The following is a 24,873-nucleotide window of genomic DNA, read 5'->3' on the forward strand; positions in this document are numbered from 1 at the left end:
GGTCGGTTGATCGATCCATCCAGCCGCTTCCTGGGACTTGGATGTCACTCCTTGGTGGCGCCCGCCAGCAGGCCGCTCATGAAGAAGCGCTGCAGGCTGACGAACAGCAGGCCGGTCGGCACCACCGACAGTACCGACATGGAGAGAAGGCGCGGCCAGTTGATGTCCCATTGGCCGACGTTGCTGGCCAGCGCCAACTGCACGGTCCACTGGGAGCGGTCGTTGATGATCAGGAAGGACCACAGATAGTCGTTCCAGCGGTCGACGAAGGTGAAGGCCGTCAGCGTGGCGATGGCCGGGATCGACAGCGGCACGATGATCCGCCACAGGATGCGCCACTCGCTGGTGCCGTCCATGCGGGCCGCCTCGAGCAGGCTGTCGGGAATGCCGCGGATATACTGCCGCATGATGAAGACGCCGGTCGGTGTCGCCGCGGGTGCGAGGATGACGCCCCACAGCGAGTTGAGCAGGTGAAGATCTCTCAGCACCAGAAAGATCGGGATCAGGATGATCTGCAGCGGGATCATCAGCGCCGACATGATCAGCAGGAAGAAGAAGGTTTCGCCTGGAAAGCGGAATTTCGACAGCGCGTAGCCGGCCATCACCGCCGTCACCACCGACAGCGCCGCCGAGATGGTCGAAACGAAGGTCGAGTTCATGAAGAAGCGGGCGAAATTGTCCTGCGACCATGCCCGCACGAAGTTCTCGAGCGTCGGCTGGTGCGGCCACAGCGACGGTGGCCAGGCGAAGATTTCCGTCGCCGGCTTGAGCGCCGAGAACAACAGCCAGAGCGGTGGCGTGATGAACAGAATCAGGACGAGCGCCACGCAGGGCAGGCGGACGTATCGTGCCATGACCATCAGGCGCGTCCTTTCTGGAAACGGAGCTGGGCGACCGACAGCACCAGCAGCATGACGAACAGCACCAGCGACTGGGCGGCGGCGACGCCGGCCTGATTGGGTTTGGTGAAGGCAGTCTCGTAGATGAGCTGGATAAGGTAGACGGTCGACCGGCCCGGCCCCCCGGCCGTCAGCGACACCACCAGTTCGTAGACCTTGAACGCCTCGACCGAGGACAGCAGGACGACGAGGGCGAGAGTAGGCTTGAGAAGCGGCAGGGTGATCCTGACGAAGGCCCGCCAGGGTGTCGCCGCGTCGATCGCGGCTGCCTCATAGAGATCGTCAGGAATGGCGCCGAGACCGGCGATCAGGATCATCATGTAGAACCCGGCGTTGGCCCATACCCAGACCACCACCACGGCAATCTGGGCCATGACGTCGTGCTCGATCCATGGTACCGGCGCGATATCGATCAGCGACAGCGCGTAGTTCACGACGCCTGAATTGTAGCCGAACATCCACTTCCAGATGATGCCGATGATGAGCAGGCTGACCATCTTGGGGAAGAACACCACCGCCCGGACGAAGCCGACCGATCGGAAAACCGGCTTGAGCAGCAGCGCGAGCGCCAGCGAGGTGACCGTCAGCAGCGGCACCGCGACGACCACGAAGCCGATAGTCTTGAGCAGCGTGGCCAGGAATTCCGGATCGCGGGCCAGCGTCGCGAAATTGTCGAGGCCAACGAATTTCGGCCAGGAGCTCGGCACTCTTTCGGCTACCACCACGCCGCGCTTGTAGAAGGCCATGAACAGGCCCTGGAGCAACGGATAGAGCGTGAAGATCGTCAACATGCCGACGGTGGGCAGCAGCAGCAGATAGGCAAACCCGCCCTGCCTGACCCGGGCGATCCATCCCGCCGGCGAGCTGACGCTCGCCGGCGGGATGTCGGTTGCCGATGGCAGGGTCGCCGTCACTTCGACGCCTCGAGCGACTCGTCGGCCGCCTTGTGGATCTTGGCGACAGCCTCGGCGCTGGTCAGCTGGCCGGTGACCGCCTGGACGACCGACTGCTTGATGGTGTCCCAGACATACTGCATGGCCTCGTTGCCCTGGTCGGTGGCCGCGTAGGTCGGGCTGTCGGCCAGTTCCTTCTGCATGGCCGCGAGGGCTGCCGTCGCCTTGTCGCTGCCTGTGTCGATGGGGCCGGTATTGAGGTTGGCCGGGATGTACATCGGCGCCTTGCAGAAGATCGCCTGGCCTTCCGGCGAGGTCAGCCACTTGATGAAGTCGGTCGCTTCCTTGATGTGCTCGCCGGTGTTGAAAGCCATGACGTAGTCGCCGCCGAAAATCGACGATTTGACGGTGCCGTAAGGCGTCGGGCCGGCCTGCCAGTCGAACTTGGCATCGGCGGCAAGGCCAGAGACCTGCCAGCTGCCCGACATCCAGGCGACCGCCTGTCCGTTGGTGAAGAGCTGCTTGGGGTTGTCCGACGACGAACCTGACCACTGTCCGGGCGGCATGTAGTTCTTGGTGATGTCGATGAACTTGTCGAGCGTTTCGGTCCACTTGGCGTCGTCCATCACCACCTTGTAGGGCGCCTCTTCCGAGTAGATGTGGTTGCCGTACTGGAACTCGTGGATGATCCAGCGGCTGGCCGACACGTCCCAGACCAGCGGATAGCGGACGCCGGCCTTCTCCTGGACCGTCTTGATCGCTTGCAGAAACTCGTCCCAGGTCCAGCCCTTGTCAGCGGGCGGGATGGCGATGCCGGCTTTGTCGAAGGCCGACTTGTTGAGCAGGATGCCGGTGGCCGTCACCAGGAGCGGCGCGGCGATCACCTGGTCGCCGAGTTCGGCACCCATCGCCCAGCCGGGAACAAAGTCCTTGAGATAGTCGGGCCCGAAGTGTTCCTTGAGGTCGACGAGATAGGGCCGGATGATCGGCCGCATCGACGACGTCTTGGTAATGTCGGGAGCGGTGCCGGAGGCGACGAACTGCGAGAACTTCTGCTCGATGCCGTCATAGGGCACGATCTGCAGGTCGAAGGTGGTTTCGGGGTTCTTGGCGGTATAGGCGGCCAGCGCTTCCTTGATGGACTGCTCCTCGGCATCGGCGCCGATATACCAGAGCACCTTGAGCTGCGAGGCGTGTGCCAGTGGGTTGAACAGAATGGACGCGGCAAGCGTGACCGTCGAGAGCAGGCTTAGCTTTTTCATGACATCCCCTCTTCTGCTGCTGTAACACCGGCCGCTACGGGCCGGCTTCCTCATCGCCGGCAAGAACGCGAGCACGGTGCGCCAGAGCCACAGCGGCCGGCATGCTGCTCCATCCCTGCAGGAGAGATCCTCGTCCGAACGGCGGCGAGAAATACTCGACCGCCCCCATCCAGCCGTTTTCGAGACAAGTGCGCCACCAGCGCGTCAGCGGATAGCGCCAGCCGGCAAGGCCGCGCCGCAACCGCTCGCCGGCGTAAAGGCCGGACAGGTAGGGCCAGTCCGATCCATTGTGGTAGCGATAGGCGAAGGCCGTCTTGGCGCGCGTGTCGCTGCGCCGCTTGAAGGGCGGAAAGGCGCACATCACGCCCCAGTCGCCGTAAGGTTGCTCGTGGTTGCTACGACTTTCCAGACGGCGGGCCACATGGTCCAGCACCTCGACGGCCCGCGCCTCGGAGACGGCGTCGAAGCGCAGCAGCGTCAGGCTGTCGAGTGTCAGGTGATCCTCGACGAAGCCATCCTTCTCCCGATAGTCGGCAAACCAGCCGCTTGCCTGCAACAGCGCCTTTTCGAGCGAAGCACGGGCGCTGGCCGCCGAACGAGCGGCGGCGGCGGCAAGTTCGGCGTCGAATGCCGGACAATACCTGGCGATGACGTCGAGGGCGCCGATCCACAGGCCAAGATCGTAGGCGACATAGCCGCCGCGGTAGACGTTGTCGGCCCAGTCGCGATCATGGCGCGGCTTGAGCGGCAGGCCGTCAGCCGCCGCGAAGCCGAGATAACGCCGATAGATGGCGCGAATTCGGGAAAGATGGCGAGCAAGCGGTTCCGTGTCGCCCGTCGTCCGCACGTAGTCGCCGACGGTCAGGACGAAGAAGAGAGGACTGTCGAAATGGTCGCTCCACCAGTCGCCGGGCCGCAGGTGCTCTTCCTTGATGATCGAGTGCGACGCTCTGACCCTCTCCCAGGCTACCGACTGGGCGGGACCGGTGAGGATGACACCACTCGGCGCCTCGCCGTCCGGCTGCAGGCCGGAAGCGAGAATGTCGATCTGATCGCGGAGAACGTCCGGGCAGATCGCCAGCAGCGCCTGATGGGTCCAGTAGCCGTCCCGATAGTAGGTGCGGGCCGGCGCACTATAGGCCTGGCCGGCGGCGAGGCCGGCAAAGGCGCCCCGCTCGTTCCTGCGAATGCTGGAGAGCGCGGCATGGATGCCTTGCGATACCATGCTGCGCAACTCGGGATCGCCTTCCGGCAACCGATCGCAACGGGCAACGTAGGCGTCGGCCTCGGCGACGATCGCTTCGCTGGACAGCAAGAGACCCGATTCCGCCTCGGCGGCGTCGACACCGACGGCAACGACCAGATCGTCGCCGCGGGTTTCGACGATCACCACGCCCCAGCCGGTCTCGGCGATGCGGCGGTCGCCAGCATGGCCGATCGGCTTGCGTGGTGCCGGATCGCTCCACCAGGCCGAGCGGGTGGCCGGCACCAGCGACCTCAGCCGGGCATTGCGCAGGACCATCGCCGGCACCGACTGGGCGACGCAGGCGCCGCCGCCGACCGCCATCACCCTATTAGGCGCATAGACATAAGGGCCGGCCCAGCCCGTGAAGCGCAGCGTGGCCAGCGTGCCGGAGCCCCAGAGCGCCAATTTGAGATAGCCATCGGGTGCGAGGTCGGCCTGCAGGCGTGGCGCCATGATCGGCAGCTGTACCGCTTCGCTGGAGGTCACCTGACCATCGGTCCGGGCGGTCAGACGCAGGGCGCCGTCGCGCCGGGCTTCGGATATGGCGTCGATCATGATGCGTCCCTCCGTACCGGTCGGACCAGCGCGGCGGCGAGGCGGACGGCGCCCACCATGCCGGCGGCACGGTCGAGGGCGCTGGTCTCGATCACCGGTGGATAGGGTAAAAGCTGGCCAGCGTGGCGGCGGACGTCGGCGAGGAAGGAGGCCTGCACGCCGATGCTGCCGCCGAGGACGATGACATCGGGATCGATAAGTACCTGCACCGAGGCGATGCCGACGGCAGCGATCCGGGCGACATCCTCGATCACCGACTGCGCCCTTGCCTCGCCACGGCCGGCTCGGTTGAAGATCTCGGCCACCGACACGCCGTCGTCGCCATAGAGGGCGCGGATACCCGGCGAGCCGACATTGTCTTCGAAGAGGCCGCTGTCCGAGCGGCAGGAGGCAAGGTGCGGCAAGTCGCCGTGCGGCAAGAAGGCAATCTCGCCGGCTCGGCCACTGGCGCCGCGCACGATGGTATTGCCGATCACCAAGCCCATGCCGACGCCGGTGCCGAAAGAAATGAAAGCCAGCGCACCGGCGTCGAGACGGCGCTGGTCCGCCTCGCCGTAGGCGGCGAGATTGACGTCGTTTTCCACCCGCACAGGGCAGCCCAGGCCATCTGCGAGGAGGCCGTGCAGCGGCCGATCGTCCGGCAGGGCCAGGTTGGGCGACAGCGATACCAGTCCGGTCGACGGCGACACCGCCCCGGGGACGCCGACCACCACTTGCGCGACTCGGCACCGCTCGACGCCGGCGCGCCAACACAGCTCGTCCGAGAGCTCGACGATCTGGCGCAGCACTGGGATTTCGGCACCGTGACGGGTCGGTCGCTCGTCGGTCGCCAGGATGCTGCCGTCGAGTGCGGCGACGCCGCCGAGGATCTTGGTTCCGCCGAGATCAATGCCGATCACGACACCGTCGTCGTCGCTTTTCACAACATCGTTGGGAGGTATGCCACCGAGGCTCAGCGACGACTTTGACAATTCGCCATTCCCGTTCTAATTTATTCGGCACGGTGACGAATTAATATGGCTGCATGTTGAGGCTGTCAACAGGCCGTTTGGAGAAGCCGCGGCATCGTTCGTCAGGAAGCGCAATAGGATGTTGTCCGCGACCTGGCCGCGCTGCATTAAGGGATCACCCCACCCGGAGACCTTGATCCACATGACACTCGACGATGCCGTTCCCCCGGTCCTTCGCCAGATTTCCGTTCGGTCGGTCATGGACGTTCTACTCAACCATGGCGCAACGTCGCGCACGGAGCTGGCTAGAATCACCGGCCTGTCCAAGCAGACCATGTCGGAAGTGATCCGCGCGCTCGAAGGAAGCGGATGGGTGCAGGCCAAGGGCGTCACGTCCGGCCGGGTCGGTCGCTCTGCCATCATTTACGAAGTGACGCCCGACGCCGGTTTCGTCGTCGGCGTCGATCTTGGCGCGACAACCATCCGCCTTGCGGTCGCCAACATGGTCGGCGACATCCTCAAGGTCATCGAGGCTGCGGCCGATAGTCGTGGCGGCCTGCATCTCTTCATCCAGCTCGGCCAGCTCAAGGACGAATTGCTCTCCCTCTGCCGGCTGGATCCCGGCAAGATCCTGCTGGCCGCCGTTGCCACCCCCGGCGTCGTGGATCCGGAGGTCGGCACACTGTCGCTGGCCCCCAACTTTGCCGATATGGACGACTTCGATATCCCGGCCGTGCTGCGCAAGCAGATGGAATGCGACATCGTCATCGAGAACGACGTCAATGCCGCCGTCATCGGCGAGTCCTGGCGCGGTTGCGCGGTAGGTATCGATGAGGTTGCCTTTGTGTCACTCGGCACCGGCATCGGCCTCGGCGCGCTCGTCAACGGCAAGCTCCTGCGCGGCGCCACCGGCGCCGCCGGAGAAATCTCCTATCTTCCCTTCGGTGCCGATCCCTGCTCGGCCGAGAGTCTCGAGCGCGGCGCCCTCGAAAGCGCGATCGGCGCCCGCAGCATCCGCGAGCGCTATCAGGGTCTCGGCGGCCAAGCGGGATTGACGGTGCGCGACATCCTGTCGCGGGCCGAGGCCGGAGACGAGACGGCCCTGCAGACGATGAGGGAAACCGCTCGTATCGCCGCGCTGATGGTCGTTTCCGTCAGTGCCCTCCTCGATCCCAAGAAGATCGTGCTCGGCGGCAACATCGGCCGCAATCCGGCGATGGTGAAGTTGATCGGCGCCCAGTTGCCTCTCCACAGCCGCCGCCCCATCGCCGTCGAGGCCAGCGCGCTCGGCCAGGCGGCAACGCTCCACGGTTCGGTCGCCATCGCCCTAAACCAAGCGCACAATCTGCTGTTCAGCCCGCAGGATCTGCCTCAGCCGCTGCGCCTGCCACAGGCGAGGCGGTAAGCGATCGATCGTCAGACACGCCACGGTCTCTTTTGTATTCGTCATCTTGACGAACTAATTAGATTGGTCGATGGTGAGGGTAGGGACGCTTCGGAAGAGCGTGGCAAACGCATGCGAGAGTTCGGTCCCTCCATGCCGCAGACAGATGGGAAGGGACTGTCATGGCAAGTCTTGCCCTTGAAGGCGTCGTCAAGGATTTTGGCGCGCTCCGGATTATTCAGAGCGTCGACTTGGAGGTCAGGGACGGCGAATTCGTGGTGCTGGTCGGTCCGTCCGGTTGCGGCAAATCGACGCTGCTGCGGCTGATCGCCGGCCTTGATAAAGTAACCGGCGGTGCCATCCGGATCGGCGACCGCAATGTCGCCGACCTCACCCCGGCCAAGCGCGGTGTGGCGATGGTCTTCCAGTCCTATGCGCTTTACCCGCATATGACGATCATGAAGAATCTGTCCTTCGGCCTTGAAAATCTGAAGAAGCCGAAGGACGAGATCGAGCGTCGGGTCATCGAAGCGGCGCGCATGCTCGAGATCGAGCCGTTGCTGCACCGCAAGCCGCGCGAGCTATCGGGCGGCCAGCGTCAGCGCGTCGCCATCGGTCGCGCCATCGTCCGCGATCCCTCGATCTTTCTGTTCGACGAGCCGCTTTCCAACCTCGACGCCGCCTTGCGCGTCCAGACGCGCGGCGAAATCAGCCGTCTTCACAAGCGCCTGGGCGCGACCATGATCTACGTAACCCATGATCAGATCGAAGCCATGACGATGGCCGACCGCATCGCCGTGCTGAATGGCGGCCGTGTCGAGCAGTTCGGTCCTCCCCTCGAACTGTTCGAGCGACCGGCCAACAAGTTCGTGGCCGGCTTCATCGGCTCGCCGCGCATGAACTTTTTCGAAGGCCGCATCGTCGCTGCATTGCCGGACCGCGTCGATGTCGAGGTCGGAGGCTTCGGTCGACTATCGCTCGCCGTCGACGGAGCCGACGCTCGGGCGGGCGATGCCGTCACCCTCGGCATTCGGCCCAATCACTTCGAGAAGCGGCTGGCCGGCGACGGCGAGACTTCCGCGGCCTTCAAGGTCGACTACGCCGAAAGCGTCGGGACGGAGACCTACGTTTACGGCAAGATCGTCGGCAATGAAGCCGATGTCGTGCTGCACCTGCCCAACCATGTGTCTGTCGGCGAGGGCGATACACTGGCCGTCGTCATCCCGCTCGCGCGTTGCCATCTCTTCCGCCGCGACAGCGGCCTGCGCTTCTCCTGCGCAGCATCCGAACGAGAAAGGTAGATCCGACCCATCCCATGCCAGCCTGAAAGGCTTGCAGCTCATCGGGGCTTACGGTCGTCGAGGATAGCGGCTCGAATGCCGGGCTGGTCCTGGCAAAGCAACCTACTATAGAGCCGAGTATAGATTGGCCCCCGCGATTGGTTCGCGGAGGCCTTCGGTGTCAATCTTCGCGTGATGTCGGGGTTACTGCGGCCGTACCCCTTCGAACGCCGGGGCCTTTTCAAGCTCCTCGCGCGTGACGTTGAGGATGATCCTGTCGGGGAGCGCGTCGTCACCGATTTTTGCTGTGTCGGCGGGCACGTCGGGATTGGCCGGGGGTTGATCCGCCGCGACGCCCGCGCCGCCCATGGCCGTCGTATCCTGACCGGGCGTGGCCGAGGCGTCGGGTACCGCACCAGTCGGAGCGGTCGTGGTATCCGGCATTGAATTCGCTACCGCATCGGCCTTTTCCTGCGTGTCGCCCGGTCCGAGCTGGAGGGCGCTGATGTTGACGGCAACGTCCTTCTGGCCAATGCCGAGGAAACCGCCGACGCCGATGATCACGGCGTTCACGCTGCCGTTCTGGCTGACGAGAACGTCGCTGATTTCGCCGATGTTCGAGCCTTCCGAGCCGTAGACGGTTTTGCCCTGCAGGTCACTGACGCGCCAGGCGCCGGTTTCCGGGACCGTCACGAAGGTCTCGCCGGTGGTGGTGGACGCGCTCTGATCGGTGGGCGCGGCACTGCCGCTGTCCGTCGCCGGACCGGTGTCGTCGGTCGACGGCGCCGGGGTGGCGGCCGGGCTGGTCGTGTCCGGCTGAGTGGTGCCGCTGGGATCGGTCGTGGAATTGGTGTCGTCGGTCGGCTGGGTCGGGGTCACCCCGGGGGTGGTGTCCGTCGTGCCGGGGGTCGTCTCAGGCGTCGTGCCAGGCGGCGTGCCGGTGTCCTGCGCGACCGCGGCAAGCGGGAAGGCAGCGGTGAGCAGCAGTACGGGAAGAAGACGAGTTTTCATGATCGAATCCCTTTCTAGCTGGTTGAGGGCTACCAACCCCTGGGAACATCGAAGGTTCCAGAATTTCTCGACGCGGGGGGAGGTGGGCCGGCGCATCGGCATGGCGCTGCCGATCCGGTGTGATCTGCCTATTCTATAGGCAGATGCTACCCCCGTTTGCTCCATGATGTTTCTTGCCCTTCCGGGTAGTTTGCCGCTTAATTCATCAACGGCAGCAATGCTAAGGAAACGGCGGAGGAACGGGATTGCCGGCTTTCGACGAGATGCACGGGTTCGGGCAGGGCGTCCGATCCGCCTATAGGACCATCCAGGCCTGGCTCGACAGCTCCGACCCGGAAAATCTCAAGCGCCTTCAGAAAGAAGCGGAATTCCTGTTTCGCAGGATCGGCATCACCTTCGCCGTCTACGGCGACGCCGAGGCCGAGGAGCGCATCATTCCCTTCGATATCGTGCCGCGGGTGCTGACCGGCAGCGAGTGGGCGACGCTGTCGAAAGGGCTGACGCAGCGCGTGACCGCGCTCAACCGGTTCCTCGCCGACGTCTACGGGGCGGGCGAGATCATCCGGGCCGGCATCGTGCCGGCCGACCTCGTCTACCAGAACCCCGCCTTCCGGCCGGAAATGGTCGGTCTCAAGCTGCCGCACGACGTCTACGTGCAGATCGCCGGCATCGACATCATCCGCACCGACGACAAGGACTTCTACGTTCTCGAGGACAATGCCCGCACGCCCTCCGGCGTCTCCTACATGCTGGAGAACCGCGACGTGCAGATGCGCCTGTTCCCGGACCTGTTCGCCGAGACGCGCATCCAGCCGGTCGAGAACTACCCGGACGAACTCCTGGCCTCGCTCCGCTCGCTGGCGCCCGCCTCGGCGCCGGCCGAGCCGACGGTGGTGCTGATGACGCCGGGGCCGCTCAACTCGGCCTATTACGAGCACTCCTTCCTCGCCGACAAGCTCGGCGTGGAGCTGGTGGAGGGCCGCGATCTCTTCGTGCTCGACGAGGTGGTCTACATGCGCACGACGCGCGGGCCGAAGCGCGTCGACGTCATCTACCGCCGCATCGACGACGATTTTCTCGACCCCATGGTGTTCCGGCCGGATTCGGTGCTCGGCATCCCCGGCCTGATCTCGGCCTACCGGGCCGGCAACGTGACGCTGGCCAACGCGGTCGGCACCGGCGTCGCCGACGACAAGGCCATCTACACCTACATGCCGGAGATCGTGCGCTTCTATCTCGGCGAGGAGCCGATCCTGAAGAACGTGCCGACCTGGCGCTGCCGCGAGCCGGACTGCCTCCGCTACGTGCTCGATCACCTGCCGGAACTGGTGGTCAAGGAGGTGCAGGGCTCGGGCGGCTACGGCATGCTGGTCGGCCCGAAATCGACAAAAGAGCAGATCGAGGCCTTCCGCGCCAAGCTGATCGCCGATCCCGACGGTTTCATCGCCCAGCCGACGCTGGCGCTCTCCACCTCGCCGACCTTCGTCGGCGACGGCGTTGCGCCGCGCCACATCGACCTGCGTCCCTTCGTGCTGACCGGCGCCGACAAGGTGCGCATCGTGCCCGGCGGGCTGACCCGCGTGGCGCTGAAGGAAGGATCGCTGGTGGTCAACTCCAGCCAGGGCGGCGGCACCAAGGACACCTGGATCATCGCGGACCCGGCGGACGGCGCGCCGCCGCCGGACGGACAATCCCAGTCGCAATCGCAGGCGGGGGGCTGATGCCATGCTGAGCCGCCACGCCGACAGCCTCTACTGGCTCGCCCGCTACGTCGAGCGCGCCGAGAACACCGCCCGGCTCATCGAGGCCGCCACCCGCCTCTCCGCCACGCCGATCACCGCCGAGGGCGGCCGCAACGAATGGGAGATGGCGGTCGACGGCACCGGCACGCTCGACCTGTTCCACCAGCAGCACGCCGAGGCGACGCAGCGCACCGTCATCGACTACCTCGCCTTCTCGCATGCCAACCCGTCGTCGATCCGCAACTGCCTCGACGTCGCCCGCGCCAACGCCCGCTCGGTACGCACGGCGCTGACCATGGACATGTGGGAGACCATCAATTCCGGCTGGATGGAGACGCGCGGCGTCAACAGCCCCAACCTGACCCGGCAGGAATTGTCGGACTTCCTGTCGCGGGTGAAGGAGCTGTCGCTGCGCTTCGACGGCTCGGCCTACCGGACGATGCTGAGGAACGACGCCTATTATTTCCTGCGCCTCGGCACCTTCATCGAGCGCGCCGACTTCACCGCCCGCGTGCTGGCGCTCAAGGCCGACGTGCTCGACCCGAACCGGCCGTCGGTCGGCGGCAGTTCCGACTATTTCCAGTGGTCGTGGATCCTGCGTTCGGTGTCGGCGCTGACCTCCTACCACTGGGTCTATCGCGACAACCTGAAGCCCAACCTGGTCGCCGAGTTCCTGATCCTCAGGGCGGAAATGCCGCGCTCGCTGGTGTCCTGCTACGAGAACGTCACGCTCAACCTCGACAGCCTGTCGCGCGACTACGGCCGGCAAGGGGCGAGCCAGCGCAAGGCGCGCATGCTGCTCAGCCAGTTGCAGGACACGACGCTGCCCGGCCTGTTCGCCATCGGCCTCAAGGAATTCCTCGAGCGCTTCATCCTCGACAACGCCAACCTCGGCAACGCCATCGCCGAGCAGTATCTGGGGTAAGCCGATGCGCCTGCGCATCCGTCACGACATCGTCGCCCGCTACGACGAGCCGGTCACGCTGGCCAGCCGGTCGCTGCATCTTTGTCCGCGCACCTTCGACGGGCAATATGTGCGCGCCTGGCATCTCGACGTCACCGGCGACTGCCGGCAGGCCCGCTCGTCCGACGCCTTCGGCAACATCGTCTACGACTGCGCCATCGAAGGGTCGCTCGACGAGGTGGCCATCGCCGCCGAGGGCGAGGTGGAGGTGGACGACACCGCCGGCGTGCTGCAGGGCGCGCCGCTCGACCGCATTCCGCCGGCCGTCTTCCTGCGCGAGACGCGCGTCACCCTGCGCACGCCGACCATCCTGTCGCTTGCCGACAAGGTGCGGGCGCTTTCCGACGGCACGCCGCTCGACCTCTGCCACAAGCTGATGCACCTCATCCACGACGAGGTGGAGGCGCTCGCCGCCGATCCGGCCGAACTGTCGGGCGTGCGCGAGGTCGCCGCCGAGGATGTGCTGGCCGAGGCGCGCGGCACGCCGGCCGACCTCGCCCACCTGTTCATCGCCACGGCGCGCGGCCTGTCGCTGCCGGCCCGCTTCGTCTCCGGCTATCTCTGGCAGGAGGAGGCGACGGCCACCGGCGCGCTGGCCGCCTGGGCGGAGGCGCTGATCCCCGGCCTCGGCTGGGTTGGCTTCGATGCGGCGAACGATACCTGCCCGACCGACGCCTACGTGCGCGTCGCCTCGGCGCTCGACCAGTCGGGCGCCGCCTGGGTCCGCGCGGCCGACCGCGGCGGCGCTCCCGCCGTGGTGACGGTGACGGCTGCGGCCGATCGGTTGGGTTGAGGGAGTCCGGTTGTCTTTTCCGGTTCGAGATGGTTCGCGGAAGCAGGCCACGACGAAATTTATATAGTGAATTCAATTATATAAATTGTCTTCCTCCGCGAAGGCGGAGGATCTCAGGCAGAATAAGATACAGGGCGGATATCAGGCGCCGTCTCCAGCGTGATCTACCTTCGTACAAAAGGAGCCCGATAGCGGCGTCGCATTCCATTCGGCCTGAGGTCTTCCGCCTTCGCGGAGGATGACAGAAAATTATATATAAAACAGTTACTTATCTCGGATGAGCTACATCCGACTGCGAAGCCGAAAGCGCGAAGGCCGGGACCCTGAGACGGGTGCCCGGCCTTGCTGTTCCTGGCGACGGAGGGGATCGTCAGTAGATGCGCTTGCCGTCGGCGCCGAACAACAGCGCTCCGGACGACGGGAAGCGGGCGGTCAGCGTGTCGCCGAGCCGGATGTCCGGCCGGCTCTGGCTGGCGATGGTGACGAGGTCGGAGGCCGAGGAGCGGGCGTAGATCAGCGTTTCCGCGCCGAGATGCTCCATCATGTCGACGGTGACCGGCAGCGCGGCGTCGCCGCTTTCGGTGAACTGCGACGGACGGATGCCCAGGGTGACCGGCGCGCCGGCGGCCGGCGCCTCGCCCTTCAGCGCCACCGGCACCACGGCGCCGCCGAAGTCGGGCAGGCGGATGTCGGCGCGGCCGGCGCCGCCGCCCTCGACCACGCCCTTCAGGAAGTTCATCTTCGGCGAGCCGATGAAGCCGGCGACGAACAGGTTGGCCGGGTTGTCGTAGAGTTCGAGCGGCGCGCCCACCTGTTCGACGATGCCGGACCTCAGCACGACGATCTTGTCGGCCAGCGTCATCGCCTCCACCTGGTCGTGCGTGACGTAGATGATGGTGGCGCCGAGGTCGCGGTGCAGCTTGGCGATCTCGATGCGCATGTGGACGCGCAGCTCGGCGTCGAGGTTGCTGAGCGGCTCGTCGAACAGGAACACCTTGGGGTGGCGGACGATGGCGCGGCCGATGGCGACGCGCTGCCGCTGGCCGCCGGACAATGCCTTCGGCTTGCGGTCCATCAGCGGCTCGAGCTCGAGGATGCGCGCCGCCTCGTCGACCTGCTTGCGGATCTCCGCCTTGGGCAGGCCGGCGAAGCGAAGCGCAAAGCCCATGTTCTCGCGCACCGTCATGTGCGGATAGAGGGCGTAGCTCTGGAATACCATGGCGATGCCGCGCTGCGAGGGGTCGACCTCGTTCATCCGGTTGCCGCCGATGTCGAGCTCGCCGGCGGTGATGGTCTCGAGGCCGGCGATCATGCGCAGCAGCGTCGACTTGCCGCAGCCCGACGGGCCGACGAAGACGACGAACTCGCCCGACTTGATGTCGAGGTCGACGCCCTTGATGATCTCGACCACGCCGAAAGACTTCCTCACATCCCTGAGGGTAACGTCGCTCATGATGGGATTTCCGCTTCGATCGGTTGCGCCGCTCAGCCGGCCTTGAGGGTGAGGGTGGTCTCGCCTAGGCGATGGCAGGCGACCTTGACGGTGACGTCGCCGGCGCCGCCGGTGGTCTCCAGCCAGAAGCCGATGGCGCCGCCCTTCAGTACCACCTCCGACGGGCCGAGCAGCCTCACCGGTCCGCTCGCCGCGATATGCACCGCCTCGTCGAGGAAGGGCAGCAGGTTGCCGGCCTGGTCGAGGGCGCGGACGATGACGCGCACCGAATCCTTGGGCTCGGCCGACAGCGTCGTCCAGTCGGGCTTGACCTCCAGCGTGGTCGGCACCGGATCGGAGGCGAACCTGACGGTCTCGACCGGCTTGCCGCCGATGTAGCCGGTGACGGTGGCTTCTTCCCACTTCATGCCCCAGAGGCCGAGTTCCTCGGCCGAGAAGGCGCGCTGGTCGATGACGACCGGCGCGTGCGGCAGGTGCGGGTAGGTCTCGCGGTCGGGTTTGACGCGCTTGACGATGTCCGCGCCGTAGCGAAGCTCCACCTCGTCGCAGTTGGTCAGCACGATCAGCGGCAGGATGCCGCCGATGTTGCGCTCGCCGCGGGCGTAATAGGTGACCGGCTTCAGCACCACCTCGTCGGACGGGTCGCACTGGCTGGTGTAGACCCAGGCGGCGAACTTCGGCTCGCGCCAGGCGTCCATCACGCCGTGATGGCAGAGGCGGTCGCCGGAGCCGAAGTCCTTGTGGGTGTTGTAGTCGAACATGCACCAGCCGGTGGAGCCGGCGATGCCGGGATCGGCATAGGTGGCGTCGAGGATGGAGAGATAGCGGGAGACGTGCTCGGCCTGCCGCTGCTCCTGGTCATAGCGCTTGGTCGGGAACATATGGCCGTTGAACTCGGTCACCATGTAGGGCACCGGCGTCTTGAGGCCGGTGGTCTCGGAGATCGGCCTGAGCGCGATGCGCGGCCGGTTGGCGCCCGGCAGCTCCTCGTTGCCCTGGATGAAGTCGTTCATCGTGTAGACGTCTTCCAGGAACTCGCTGTCGGTGATGTAGCGGACGCCGCCGGTCTGGCGCGTCGCGTCGAGCTCGTGGGCGACCCGGTTGGTCGCCGCGTAGAAGTCGTGGAAGTCCTGCGATTCGTTGATGCGCACGCCCCAGATGACGATCGACGGATGGTTCCAGTCGCGCTCGACCATGGCGCGGACGTTGGCGATGGCCTGCGCCTGCCAGCTCTCGTCGCCGACATGCTGCCAGCCGGGGATCTCCTCGAACACCAGGAGGCCGAGGCGGTCGCAGGCATCGAGGAACCACGGCGACTGCGGGTAGTGCGAGGTGCGGACGACGTTGACCTTCAATTCGCTCTTGAGGATCTCGGCGTCGCGCTCCTGCGCCCGGCGGCCCATGGCGTAGCCGACGTAGGGATAGGCCTGGTGGCGGTTGAGGCCGCGCAGCTTCAAGGGCTTGCCGTTGAGGCGGAAGCCGTCGGTGGTGAACTCGGCGGAACGGAAGCCGAAGGTCACGCAGAGGCTATCGTCGCCGCTCTCGTGGACGAGATCGACCACCGCCTGGTAGAGGGCGGGATTGTCGATGTCCCAGAGGGCGATGCCGTCGAGGTTGTCGAGCTCCAGCGTGACGCTGTCGCCGGCGTAGGACGCATCGGCGCGGCCGACCGTCCTGCCGGCGGCGTCCTTCAGCGTCACCGACACCCGGCCGGCCAGCTTCAGGCCGCGCGGGTTGGCGATGTCGACGCGGACCTTCGCCGTCTTTCGGGCGGCGAGCACGTCGGGCGTCTCGATCTTGACGTTGCCGATGTAGACCGGCGCGGTGACGCGCAGCCAGACGTCGCGATAGATGCCGGCGTAGGTGAGGTAGTCGATCTGGCCGCCGAACGGCGGGATGGCCGGGTTCTCGGAGCCGTCGATCCTGACGGTGACGAGGTTGTCGCCCTCGACGAGCCGGTCGGTCAGCCGGGCGGTGAACGGCGTATAGCCGTCGGGATGGGCGACCGCCTGTTCGCCGTTGACGTAGACGACGCTGTCGGCCATGGCGCCGTCGAACACCAGGGCGACCTCGCGACCCTCGAACTCGGGCCGCCAGGCGATCACCTTCTGATAGGTGAACGGCCGCTGGTAGCAGGTCTCGTCGAAGTAGTTGTAGGGCAGCTCGACGGCATTGTGCGGCAGATTGACGGCCTCGCCCTTGCGGAACGCGGCGGCGAGATCGGCGGAGAAGCCTTGGTGGAAGGTCCAGCCGGTGTTGCAGTTGATGGTCTTGCGCATTTTGAACCTGTTACTTGACCGAGCCGAGCATGCCTTCGACGAACTGGCGCTGCATGGCAAAGAAGACGAAGAGGGTGGGGATGGTGGCGAGGACCGTGCCGATCATTACCGCGCCGTAGTCGGGGTAGTAGGCCGAGCCGAGCGAGGAGATGACCAGCGTGATGGTCTTCATGTCATTGGATTGCAGCACGATCAGCGGCCACAGATAGCTGTTCCAGGCCGTCATGAAGACGATGATGAAGGCGGCGGCGTAGGTCGAGCGCATCACCGGCATGTAGATCAGGAAGAAGATCTGCCATTCCTTCAAACCGTCGACGCGGGCGGCGTCACGTAGTTCGTGCGGGAAGGCCTTGGTCGACTGGCGGAAGTAGAAGATGATGAAGGCCGACGCGACGGTGGGCAGCACCACCGCGAGGTGGGTGTTGATGAGGCCGAACTGCTTCATCAGCATGAACAGCGGGATCATCAGCGCCGCGAAGGGGATCATCAGCGTCAAGAGCATCAGCGTGTAGAGCTTCTCGCGGAAGCGCGACGCGAAGATTTCGAAGCCGTAGCCGGCCAGCGACGAGATGAGCAGCGTCAGCACCGTGGCGATGATGGTGATCTTGGCGGAGTTCCAGAAGATCAGCGGCGCATCGACCTGGGTGAAGAAAGTGGTGGCGTTGACGACCAGGGCTTCGCCGAAGCTCATCTTGCCCTTGATGATGTCGGACGTCGTGTTGGTGGCGCCGATGATCATCCACAGGAAGGGAAAGATGGAGAGGAAGGCCATCACACCGAGGAAGATGTAGACGGCGACGGACGAAAGCCGCTGCTTGAGACCGTAGCTGGTCATGCCTTGCGCTCCCGGGCGGCATAGAATTGCAGGAAGGACAGGACCGCCACCAGGAAGACGATGACGTAGGAGACGGTGGCGGCGTAGCCGTAGTTCGGGGCGAACTTGAAGGTTAGGTTGTAGATGTAAAGCGACAGCGTCAGCGCCGAGTTGCCGGGGCCGGCCGCACCGCTGGCCGAACCGCCGCCGGTGATGGTCGCCACTTCGTCGAAGAGCTGCAGCGTGCCGATGGTGGAGGTGACCGTGGTGAACAGGATCACCGGCTTCAGCATCGGTACCGTCAGGTGCAGGAAGCGGGCCCAGGTCGGCACGCCATCGATGCGGGCGGCTTCATAGACCGAGCGGTCGATGTTCTGCATGGCCGCCAGATAGAAGATCATGTTGTAGCCGGTCCAGCGCCAGGTGATGGCGATGATGATCATCGTCCGGCACCAGAAGGGATCGGTCATCCAGGGGATGCCGACGTCGACGATGCCGAGGCCGATCAGCGTCGTGTTGATCAGGCCGTTGGCGACGAACATCGACTTGAACAGCACCGAATAGGCGACCAGCGAGGTGACGCAGGGCAGGAAGATCGCCGTGCGCAACACGCCACGAAACTTGAGATCGGGATTGTTGAGCAGTGACGCCGTGACCAGCGCCAGCGTCAGCATGATCGGCACCTGCACCAGGAAGAAGATGAAGGTGTTGGTCAGCGCCGTGAAGAACAGCGGGTCGTTGAACAGCCGGTAGGTGTTCTTGAGCCCGGCAAAGGAGAGGCGCACGCCGAGACCGGTCTGGAAGGACATCCAGAACGAATGCAGGATCGGAAAGACCATGAAGGTGGCGATCAGCGCCAGCGCGGGGCCGACGAACAGCCAGCCGTTGACGTCGAAGCGCGGCTTAAGTCGCCGCGGGGAAATTGCTGACATGGGTCACCGTTCCGGCAGAGCGGGGCTCTCGGGCAGCTTCCGGCGGTCGGGTCGGCCCGGCCGTGAGGAAGTGCCTTCGCACAAGAATGCGGGGCGTCGCCGTTCGTCGGTCAACCTCGTGGAGGAGGACGACGCGGGCTGGGGTAGAGAGGCGGACGGCATCGGCCGTCCGCCCCTTCGTCGTTACTGAACGAGGGTCTGGGCCTGCTCGTCGATCGCCTTGAGCACGTCGTCGACCGAGCCGCCCTTGGCGAGTTCGGGCTGATGGGCGGCGACAACGGAGTCGACCTCGTTGGTGAAGGTGCCGTAGTTGACCGACGGAACCTTGGACAGCCAGTCGGAGAAGGTCTGCCAGATCGGCTCGTTGCTGAAGAACGGGTCGGTCGACTTGTAGGCTTCGCCGTCGCGGGCCGCGAGCAGTGAGCCGACCGCGCCGCGGTCGACGAGGATCTTCTGGTAGAAATTGACGTCCTTGGCGTAGACCTCGTTCAGGAAGTCGATCGCCTCGTCCTTGGCGGCGGAACCCGCCAGAACGTACCAGCTCGAGCCGCCGAGGTTCGAGTAGTGGGTGGCGCCCTCGATGGTCAGCTTCGGGATCGGGGCGATACCCCAGTTGCCGGACTGCTCGGGCTGCGACTTGACGGTGCCGGTGATCCACACGCCGGTGGTGACGGAGGCCACTTCGCCGCCGGTGAAGGCGCCGACCCAGTCGGCCCAGCCGGCGGCCGGGCGGAAGATGTTGGCGGTCTGGATCTTCTGGATGACCTCGAGAGCGGCCTTCAGCGCGACATTGCCCTCGATCGAGAGGTTGCCGTCCTTGTCGAAGTACCAGCCACCAGCCGACTGCATGATGATGCGGGTGAGGCCGGCATCGTTCGGGTCATAGGCCAGCATCTTCTTGCCGGTCTTCTCCTCGACGACCTTGGCGATCTCGATGTACTTGTCCCAGGTGAGGTCCTGGAGATCGGCGGGCTGGAAGCCAGCCTGCGACAGCAGGTCCTTGCGATAGTAGAAGCCGGTCACGCCCGAGTCGAAGGGCATGGAGTAGACCTTGTCGTCAAGGGTGGCGAGGGCGACCTTGTAGGGCGCAAAGCCGGAATAGTCGACCTTGTCGCTGAGCGGAGCGAAGGAGTCGGGGAAGGACTGGAGGAACTTCTGCGCGCCGTAATCCTCGATGAGGACGATGTCGGGCATGCCGTCGGCAACACCCGAGGCGAGGCCGGTCTGCAGCTTCCGCTCGATGTCGGCCTTGGCGAAGTCGACCACGTTGAGTTTGAAGTCGGGATGGGTCTTGGCGTAAACCTCGCCGGCTTCCTTCATGATCGCGACGTTGAAATTGGGATCCCAGCACCAGACGGTGACTTCGGCGGCCTGGGCGGCCGTGATGGCGATGAGGCTGGCACCCGCGAAGGCGAGCGCAACGGTTTTGCGGTTCATCCAGTTCCCCCACTCGTATCCGAGGCGTCCTCAGCCTCTCAGGGGAGCACTATCCGATACTCATCCGCCCGGCGCAATATATTATTTTGTAAATTTTACCAGCTTTTTGTTGCTGCGTTTTCGGGCTCAGAGGTAAATAGTTTACCTGTCCGCCGGGTGGAAGCCAATCGCGCCGCGATGACCAATTAGGATATGTGCTGACCTGTCGCGCGAGGGCTGCGGCTCTTGGCGCGAGATGGGCAGGGCGTGTCGTGCCGGACTTCGGCCTAGGCCGTTCCATCCGGCCGGCGGCAACTGTCGCGCCAGATCAGCTCGGTGGCGATGGTGACGCGCTTGACGTAGTCGCGGCCGCCCAACTGCTCCATCAGCAGATCGAAGGCGTTCTCGCCGATGCGCTCGGCCGGGATGCGCACGGTGGTCAGCGGCGGCGCCAGGAACTGGGCGGCGGGGATGTCGTTGAAGCTCGCCACGGCGATGTCGGCGGGAATGCGCAGGCCGCGCTCCTGGATGGCGCGGTAGGCGCCGATCGCCACGTTGTCGTTGGAGGTGACGACGATCTCCGGCAGGTCGGCCTCGGCCATCAGCTGGCAGGCGAGGCGGTAGCCGCTCTCGAAGCGGAGCTGCTCGGCGAGCAGGTAGTGCGCGGGGTTGAACAGCCCCTTCCGCTCGGTCCATTCCTTGAAGGTCTTGGCGCGCTCCTCGCTGGCCGGATAGAGCACGTTGCCCGACGGACGGTCGTCGCCGAGAAAGCCGAAACGGCGGTATCCGGCGGCATGGAGGCGGTCGAGCAGGCGGGCCATGGCGAAGGACAGATCGCAGGCGACGATGTCGAACTGGTCGATGTTGGGGGCGAAATCGGCCAGCACCAGGTTGGCGTTGATCTGCCGCACCCAGTCGATCTCGGCGTCGGTGTGCATGCCGACGGCGATGATGCCGGCGGCTCCCTGCAAGTCGTCGGCCGACGGCAGCTCGGCCGAGCGATAGATGATCTGCAGCTCGGCGCGGTTGGCGTGCGCCCGCGCCTCGATGCCCATGCGGACGCCGATGTAGTAGGGGTCGGCCAGTTCCTCCTCGGGACGCAGGAAATGCACGATGCAGATGCGGCCGCCGATGTGGTCGGACGCTGCCTGCGGCCGATGCGGGCGCGGGCGGTTGCGCGGCGTCAGGTAGTTGAGCGCCTCGGCCGTCTCGATGATGGCCTGCCGCTTCGCCTCGGTGATCGACAGCGTCGCGTCGTAATTGAGGACGCGCGAAACGGTGGCCGAGGAAACTCCGACCGCCTTGGCGATTTCCTTGATCGTGACCATCCGTGCACTCTCACCCGGTTGCCCGAAGCCGATCAACCCTTTCAGTTTACGGCTAAATGACCGTTCCGGGTAGTAAAGTTTTACTAAATCATCCGAAAGGCGGAGCCGACCATCGGCGGCCGCCGTGCCGCCGCCGGAGAATCCGGCGGAGAAGCGGGTTTCCTGTTACCCGCAATTGTTGCCGAGTGTAAAGGCTCGGCCGCTCGGAAGACCGGCTTATTGCCAGGCGACCAGCACGGCGCCGGCGGCGATCAGCGCCACGCCGGCGGTTCCCTGCGGCGACAGGCGCTCGCCGAGGAACAGCACGGCGAAAATCGCCACGAGCACGACCGACAGCTTGTCCACCGGCGCGACGCGCGCCGCGTCGCCGAGCTTCAGCGCCCGGAAATAGCAGAGCCAGGAGGCGCCGGTGGCAAGGCCGGACAACCCCAGGAACAGCCAGGTACGGCCGGGAACGGTGGGGATCTGTCCGAAGCCGTCGCCGAGGGCAACGATCAGCGCGGCGAGCACCAGCACGACGGCGGTGCGGATGAGCGTCGCGAGATCGGAGCCGATCGCCTCGACGCCCACCTTGGCGAGGATGGCGGTGGCTGCCGCGAAGATGGCCGACAGGACGGCCCATATCTGCCAAAGCTGAAAGAGGCTTTTCATGATGGCGGATTCCTTTTTGGAGCGTCGGCACGTTAGCACGGCCCGCACGCTTGTGGACGGCCTCCGGCCGGCGGAAAGCGGCGGCGGCGATTGCCAAACGGCGGCGAAGGCGCGACAGTGCCGGCGCAACCGGAGGGCCTTGCCATGCTGACCATCTACGGCGTCTACAAATCGCGCGCGTCGCGCCTCTACTGGCTCGCCGAGGAACTCGGCTTCGCCTTCCGCAAGGAGCCGGTGATCCAGGCGCGCAAGGTGGCGAACCCGCTCGCCGCCGACGCGCCGCTCAACACCAAGACGCCGTCGTTCCTTGCCGTCAATCCGATGGGGCAGGTCCCGGCCATCGACGACGGCGGGCTGGTGCTGACCGAGTCGCTCGCCATTCTCCTCTATCTCGCCAAAAAGCACGGCGGTCCGCTGGCGCCCAACGATCTCGCCGAGGAAGGGCGGATGCTGCAATGGCTGTTCTGGGGCGCGACGGCGGTGGAGACGGTCACCGTGCTGGTCACCCAGGGCGACGAGAAGGGCGAGTGGAAGACCGAGGCGGGCAGGGCGAAGCTCGCCGTCATCGGCGAAGCGCTGAAGCAGCCGTTCGGCGTCTTCGAGGCGCATCTCTCCACCAGCGACTACACCGTCGGCGACCGCTTCACCGTCGTCGATCTGGGGCTCGCCGAAATCGTCCGCTACGTGCAGGGCCATCCGGAGCTGCTTCAGGGCTTCCCCAGGGTGACGGCCTGGCTCGAGCGTTGCCAGTCGCGGCCGGCCTTCAAGGCGATGTGGGAGAAGCGCGACGCCGAGTGAGAGGTGAGCCGGTTGACAGCTTCCATCGGCGCTGCCACATGCGACGTCATCCTCCCACGTCCAGGAACCGACCATGACCATCGCCAATTCGGGACTGCTCGACGGCCTGATCGCCGCCTCGATCGAGGCCGGCCGCATCATCCTCGACGTCTACGCCCGGCCGATCGACGTCGCCTTCAAGGCCGACGCCTCGCCGGTGACCGAAGCCGATGGGCTGGCCGAGGCGGCGCTGCTCGCCGCGCTCGAACGCCTGGTGCCCGGCGTGCCGGTGATCGCCGAGGAGAGCGTTGCGGCCGGTCGCGTGCCGCCCACCGCCGGGCGCTTCTTCCTGGTCGACCCGCTCGACGGCACCAAGGAGTTCATCCGCCGCAACGGCGAGTTCACCGTCAACGTCGCGCTCATCGAGCAGGGCGCGCCGGTGATGGGCGTCGTCCATGCGCCGGTCGGCGGTCGCCTGTTCGCCGGCGGACCGGACGGCGCCTGGGAAATGGCGGTGACAGCGGACGGGGTAGGGCAGCGGCGGCCGATCCACGTGCGGGACCTGCCGGCCGAGGGGGCGACGCTGCTCACCTCGCGCAGCCACGCGACGGCCGCCACCGAGGCTTTCCGGCCGGCCGTTGCCGTGGCCGGCCGGCGGGTGATCGGCTCGTCGCTGAAATTCTGCCTGATCGCCGCCGGCGAGGCGGACGTCTACCCGCGCTTCGGTCCCACCATGGAATGGGACACGGCGGCGGGCGACGCCGTGCTCCGGGCGGCCGGCGGCATGACGACGCTGGCGGACGGCACGCCCTTCCCCTATGGCAAGCGAGGGCGGCCCGGCCTTGCCGATTTCGCCAATCCGTCGTTCATTGCTGCATCCGATCGGCGCCTTGTCGCGTTTAGCCACAACCCGGTTTGATTCATTTTCCCTGAGGAGATTTGCCGTGAGCCAGTCCGAAGCCCGACAGGAGCTTGCCGCCGTCAACGAGGAACTCAAGTCATGGCTGATGACCGAGGCCCTGCCGATCTGGTGGGCGTTCGGCGTCGACCACGTCAACGGCGGCTTCCATGAGGTTCTGGGGCTGCGTTGCGAAATCACGCCGGCGCCGCGCCGGGTGCGCGTCACGGCGCGCCAGATCTTCAGCTTCGCGCTGGCCGGCCGGCTCGGCTGGACCGGCCCCTGGGAGCGCACGGTGGAGGAGGGGCTCGACTACTTCCTCGACAAGTGCGTGCTGCCGAACGGCGCCGTGCGCATGGTGACCAACGCCGACGGCTCGCCCAAGGACGACACCTTCTGCCTCTACGACCAGGCCTTCGCGCTGTTCGCCCTGGCCGCCGCCGCGTCGGTGGTGAAGGACCGCTCGGCGGTCGAGGCGGCGGTGGTGAAGCTCCGGACCTTGCTGGTGACGGACTACAAGAACCCGATCGCCGGGTTCGAGGAGTCCATCCCCCGCTCGCTGCCGCTCAAGGCCAACCCGCACATGCACATGTTCGAGGCCTGCCTCGCCTGGGAGGAGGTGGGCGGCGACGCGACCTGGAGCCGGCTCGCCGACGAGATCGCCGATCTGTGCCTGACCAAGTTCCTCGATCCCGAGGAAGGCTGGCTGAAGGAATTCTTCAACGCCGACTGGTCGGTGGTGGACGGGGTCGAGGGCCGCATCTGCGAGCCCGGCCACCAGTTCGAATGGGCCTGGCTGCTCACCCGCTGGGGCACGTCGCGCCAGCGTCCCGATGCCGTCGCCGCGGCGCGGCGCCTCTGCGAACTCGGTGAGAAGCACGGCATCAACGTGCCGCAGCAGGTGGCGATCATGGGCATCCTCGACGATCTCTCCATCCATGACGGCACGGCGCGCATGTGGTCGCAGACCGAGCGGATGAAGGGCAACCTGGCGCTGGCCGCCGTCGCCGCCGCCGAGGCGGACCGCGAGGACCATTTGCGGAAGGTGGTGACGGCGGCGCGGGCGTTGCAGCGCTATTTCGAGGTCGACACGCCCGGCCTCTGGCGCGACCGCATGAACCCCGACGGTTCGTTCGTGATCGAGCCGGCGCCGGCCTCGACCTTCTACCACATCATCTGCGCCATCGACGAGGTCGGAAAATATATCTCATCCTACTGAAGACATTGGCTTTTCCAGCTTTGTTGAGAATCTGATTCAACCCGAGCCGCCCCGCTGCATGCCGGGGCGGCTTCTTCATGTTGAGAATCCGATTCAACACCCTCTCTCGGGCGAAGAGTCCGGTGAA

At 65.7% G+C, this 24,873-nt stretch carries 21 protein-coding genes; 8 read left to right on the forward strand and 13 right to left on the reverse strand.

Going from position 1 to position 24,873, the window contains the following annotated elements; translation table 11 throughout:
• Positions 1 to 44: 44 nt before the first annotated feature.
• The 5 genes from CJ014_RS01880 to CJ014_RS01900 are packed head-to-tail and all read right to left on the reverse strand — an operon-like array spanning position 45 to position 5,754.
• A complete protein-coding gene (locus CJ014_RS01880) occupies positions 45 to 860 on the reverse strand; it encodes a carbohydrate ABC transporter permease (protein WP_100078813.1) in 816 nt (271 codons plus the stop codon).
• Positions 860 to 1,813: a carbohydrate ABC transporter permease gene (locus CJ014_RS01885; RefSeq protein WP_245426977.1), complete on the reverse strand. Its 954-nt coding sequence runs from the start codon at positions 1,811 to 1,813 to the stop codon at positions 860 to 862. Before CJ014_RS01885 ends, CJ014_RS01880 begins: the two co-directional genes overlap by 1 nt.
• The gene (locus CJ014_RS01890; protein WP_100078814.1) at positions 1,810 to 3,054 is read right to left on the reverse strand and encodes an ABC transporter substrate-binding protein; all 1,245 of its coding nucleotides are present in this window, start codon (positions 3,052 to 3,054) and stop codon (positions 1,810 to 1,812) included. Before CJ014_RS01890 ends, CJ014_RS01885 begins: the two co-directional genes overlap by 4 nt.
• Before the next feature lie 34 nt (positions 3,055 to 3,088).
• Positions 3,089 to 4,855, reverse strand: coding sequence for a glucosidase family protein (locus tag CJ014_RS01895; protein WP_100078815.1), 1,767 nt, complete (start codon positions 4,853 to 4,855; stop codon positions 3,089 to 3,091).
• Entirely contained in the window at positions 4,852 to 5,754 is a 903-nt protein-coding gene (locus CJ014_RS01900; RefSeq protein WP_245426979.1) for an ROK family protein, read from the reverse strand. Before CJ014_RS01900 ends, CJ014_RS01895 begins: the two co-directional genes overlap by 4 nt.
• A gap of 253 nt (positions 5,755 to 6,007) precedes the next feature.
• Between CJ014_RS01900 and CJ014_RS01905 the strand changes: the two genes are divergently transcribed.
• Both CJ014_RS01905 and CJ014_RS01910 read left to right on the forward strand, forming a co-directional pair.
• The gene (locus tag CJ014_RS01905; protein WP_100078817.1) at positions 6,008 to 7,210 is read left to right on the forward strand and encodes an ROK family transcriptional regulator; all 1,203 of its coding nucleotides are present in this window, start codon (positions 6,008 to 6,010) and stop codon (positions 7,208 to 7,210) included.
• Positions 7,211 to 7,371: 161 nt separating this feature from the next.
• Positions 7,372 to 8,490: an ABC transporter ATP-binding protein gene (locus CJ014_RS01910; protein ID WP_100078818.1), complete on the forward strand. Its 1,119-nt coding sequence runs from the start codon at positions 7,372 to 7,374 to the stop codon at positions 8,488 to 8,490.
• Between the two features lie 183 nt (positions 8,491 to 8,673).
• Here CJ014_RS01910 and CJ014_RS01915 read toward each other — a convergent pair whose 3' ends face one another.
• Complete coding sequence (locus CJ014_RS01915) at positions 8,674 to 9,480, reverse strand: PRC-barrel domain-containing protein (protein WP_100078819.1); 807 nt, start codon at positions 9,478 to 9,480, stop codon at positions 8,674 to 8,676.
• A gap of 263 nt (positions 9,481 to 9,743) precedes the next feature.
• Between CJ014_RS01915 and CJ014_RS01920 the strand changes: the two genes are divergently transcribed.
• From CJ014_RS01920 to CJ014_RS01930, 3 genes are read left to right on the forward strand one after another with little or no spacing between them, the layout of a single operon-like run.
• Positions 9,744 to 11,201, forward strand: a complete 1,458-nt coding sequence (locus CJ014_RS01920) for a circularly permuted type 2 ATP-grasp protein (RefSeq protein WP_100079312.1) — start codon at positions 9,744 to 9,746, stop codon at positions 11,199 to 11,201.
• A gap of 4 nt (positions 11,202 to 11,205) precedes the next feature.
• Positions 11,206 to 12,147: an alpha-E domain-containing protein gene (locus CJ014_RS01925; RefSeq protein WP_100078820.1), complete on the forward strand. Its 942-nt coding sequence runs from the start codon at positions 11,206 to 11,208 to the stop codon at positions 12,145 to 12,147.
• Between the two features lie 4 nt (positions 12,148 to 12,151).
• On the forward strand, positions 12,152 to 12,979 hold the full coding sequence (locus CJ014_RS01930; RefSeq protein ID WP_100078821.1) for a transglutaminase family protein: 828 nt from the start codon (positions 12,152 to 12,154) through the stop codon (positions 12,977 to 12,979).
• A 370-nt stretch (positions 12,980 to 13,349) separates the two neighbouring features.
• Here the strand turns inward: CJ014_RS01930 and CJ014_RS01935 are convergent, their stop codons facing one another.
• The 7 genes from CJ014_RS01935 to CJ014_RS01965 form a co-directional block, all read right to left on the reverse strand.
• Entirely contained in the window at positions 13,350 to 14,432 is a 1,083-nt protein-coding gene (locus tag CJ014_RS01935) for an ABC transporter ATP-binding protein (protein WP_100078822.1), read from the reverse strand.
• Positions 14,433 to 14,464: 32 nt separating this feature from the next.
• A complete protein-coding gene (locus tag CJ014_RS01940) occupies positions 14,465 to 16,711 on the reverse strand; it encodes a glycoside hydrolase family 2 protein (RefSeq protein WP_100078823.1) in 2,247 nt (748 codons plus the stop codon).
• 10 nt (positions 16,712 to 16,721) lie between these two features.
• Positions 16,722 to 17,546, reverse strand: a complete 825-nt coding sequence (locus CJ014_RS01945) for a carbohydrate ABC transporter permease (RefSeq protein ID WP_100078824.1) — start codon at positions 17,544 to 17,546, stop codon at positions 16,722 to 16,724.
• Positions 17,543 to 18,457 carry a carbohydrate ABC transporter permease gene (locus CJ014_RS01950; RefSeq protein ID WP_100078825.1) on the reverse strand — a complete coding sequence of 305 codons (915 nt, stop codon included), beginning with the start codon at positions 18,455 to 18,457 and terminating at the stop codon, positions 17,543 to 17,545. The genes CJ014_RS01945 and CJ014_RS01950 overlap by 4 nt, the downstream gene beginning before the upstream one ends.
• A gap of 183 nt (positions 18,458 to 18,640) precedes the next feature.
• Positions 18,641 to 19,894, reverse strand: a complete 1,254-nt coding sequence (locus CJ014_RS01955; RefSeq protein WP_100078826.1) for an ABC transporter substrate-binding protein — start codon at positions 19,892 to 19,894, stop codon at positions 18,641 to 18,643.
• A 266-nt stretch (positions 19,895 to 20,160) separates the two neighbouring features.
• Positions 20,161 to 21,201: a LacI family DNA-binding transcriptional regulator gene (locus CJ014_RS01960; RefSeq protein ID WP_100078827.1), complete on the reverse strand. Its 1,041-nt coding sequence runs from the start codon at positions 21,199 to 21,201 to the stop codon at positions 20,161 to 20,163.
• 216 nt (positions 21,202 to 21,417) lie between these two features.
• Complete coding sequence (locus CJ014_RS01965; RefSeq protein WP_100078828.1) at positions 21,418 to 21,852, reverse strand: EamA family transporter; 435 nt, start codon at positions 21,850 to 21,852, stop codon at positions 21,418 to 21,420.
• Between the two features lie 144 nt (positions 21,853 to 21,996).
• Between CJ014_RS01965 and CJ014_RS01970 the strand changes: the two genes are divergently transcribed.
• From CJ014_RS01970 to CJ014_RS01980, 3 genes are all read left to right on the forward strand, one after another.
• Positions 21,997 to 22,650 carry a glutathione S-transferase family protein gene (locus CJ014_RS01970; protein WP_100078829.1) on the forward strand — a complete coding sequence of 218 codons (654 nt, stop codon included), beginning with the start codon at positions 21,997 to 21,999 and terminating at the stop codon, positions 22,648 to 22,650.
• A gap of 73 nt (positions 22,651 to 22,723) precedes the next feature.
• On the forward strand, positions 22,724 to 23,548 hold the full coding sequence (cysQ, locus tag CJ014_RS01975; RefSeq protein WP_100078830.1) for a 3'(2'),5'-bisphosphate nucleotidase CysQ: 825 nt from the start codon (positions 22,724 to 22,726) through the stop codon (positions 23,546 to 23,548).
• A gap of 25 nt (positions 23,549 to 23,573) precedes the next feature.
• Positions 23,574 to 24,746, forward strand: a complete 1,173-nt coding sequence (locus CJ014_RS01980; protein WP_245426982.1) for an AGE family epimerase/isomerase — start codon at positions 23,574 to 23,576, stop codon at positions 24,744 to 24,746.
• The last annotated feature ends 127 nt before the right edge of the window (positions 24,747 to 24,873 follow it).

Origin of the sequence: Pleomorphomonas carboxyditropha (assembly GCF_002770725.1) — a bacterium.
Classification (GTDB): domain Bacteria; phylum Pseudomonadota; class Alphaproteobacteria; order Rhizobiales; family Pleomorphomonadaceae; genus Pleomorphomonas; species Pleomorphomonas carboxyditropha.

Excerpts from the sequence above, each read along its gene's own strand:
- CJ014_RS01880 (WP_100078813.1), bottom strand. The coding sequence starts at position 860 with ATGGTCATGGCACGATACGTCCGCCTGCCCTGCGTGGCGCTCGTCCTG.
- CJ014_RS01890 (WP_100078814.1), bottom strand. The coding sequence starts at position 3,054 with ATGAAAAAGCTAAGCCTGCTCTCGACGGTCACGCTTGCCGCGTCCATT.
- CJ014_RS01895 (WP_100078815.1), bottom strand. The coding sequence starts at position 4,855 with ATGATCGACGCCATATCCGAAGCCCGGCGCGACGGCGCCCTGCGTCTG.
- CJ014_RS01905 (WP_100078817.1), top strand. The coding sequence starts at position 6,008 with ATGACACTCGACGATGCCGTTCCCCCGGTCCTTCGCCAGATTTCCGTT.
- CJ014_RS01910 (WP_100078818.1), top strand. The coding sequence starts at position 7,372 with ATGGCAAGTCTTGCCCTTGAAGGCGTCGTCAAGGATTTTGGCGCGCTC.
- CJ014_RS01915 (WP_100078819.1), bottom strand. The coding sequence starts at position 9,480 with ATGAAAACTCGTCTTCTTCCCGTACTGCTGCTCACCGCTGCCTTCCCG.
- CJ014_RS01920 (WP_100079312.1), top strand. The coding sequence starts at position 9,744 with ATGCACGGGTTCGGGCAGGGCGTCCGATCCGCCTATAGGACCATCCAG.
- CJ014_RS01925 (WP_100078820.1), top strand. The coding sequence starts at position 11,206 with ATGCTGAGCCGCCACGCCGACAGCCTCTACTGGCTCGCCCGCTACGTC.
- CJ014_RS01930 (WP_100078821.1), top strand. The coding sequence starts at position 12,152 with ATGCGCCTGCGCATCCGTCACGACATCGTCGCCCGCTACGACGAGCCG.
- CJ014_RS01935 (WP_100078822.1), bottom strand. The coding sequence starts at position 14,432 with ATGAGCGACGTTACCCTCAGGGATGTGAGGAAGTCTTTCGGCGTGGTC.
- CJ014_RS01940 (WP_100078823.1), bottom strand. The coding sequence starts at position 16,711 with ATGCGCAAGACCATCAACTGCAACACCGGCTGGACCTTCCACCAAGGC.
- CJ014_RS01945 (WP_100078824.1), bottom strand. The coding sequence starts at position 17,546 with ATGACCAGCTACGGTCTCAAGCAGCGGCTTTCGTCCGTCGCCGTCTAC.
- CJ014_RS01950 (WP_100078825.1), bottom strand. The coding sequence starts at position 18,457 with ATGTCAGCAATTTCCCCGCGGCGACTTAAGCCGCGCTTCGACGTCAAC.
- CJ014_RS01955 (WP_100078826.1), bottom strand. The coding sequence starts at position 19,894 with ATGAACCGCAAAACCGTTGCGCTCGCCTTCGCGGGTGCCAGCCTCATC.
- CJ014_RS01960 (WP_100078827.1), bottom strand. The coding sequence starts at position 21,201 with ATGGTCACGATCAAGGAAATCGCCAAGGCGGTCGGAGTTTCCTCGGCC.
- CJ014_RS01965 (WP_100078828.1), bottom strand. The coding sequence starts at position 21,852 with ATGAAAAGCCTCTTTCAGCTTTGGCAGATATGGGCCGTCCTGTCGGCC.
- CJ014_RS01970 (WP_100078829.1), top strand. The coding sequence starts at position 21,997 with ATGCTGACCATCTACGGCGTCTACAAATCGCGCGCGTCGCGCCTCTAC.
- cysQ (WP_100078830.1), top strand. The coding sequence starts at position 22,724 with ATGACCATCGCCAATTCGGGACTGCTCGACGGCCTGATCGCCGCCTCG.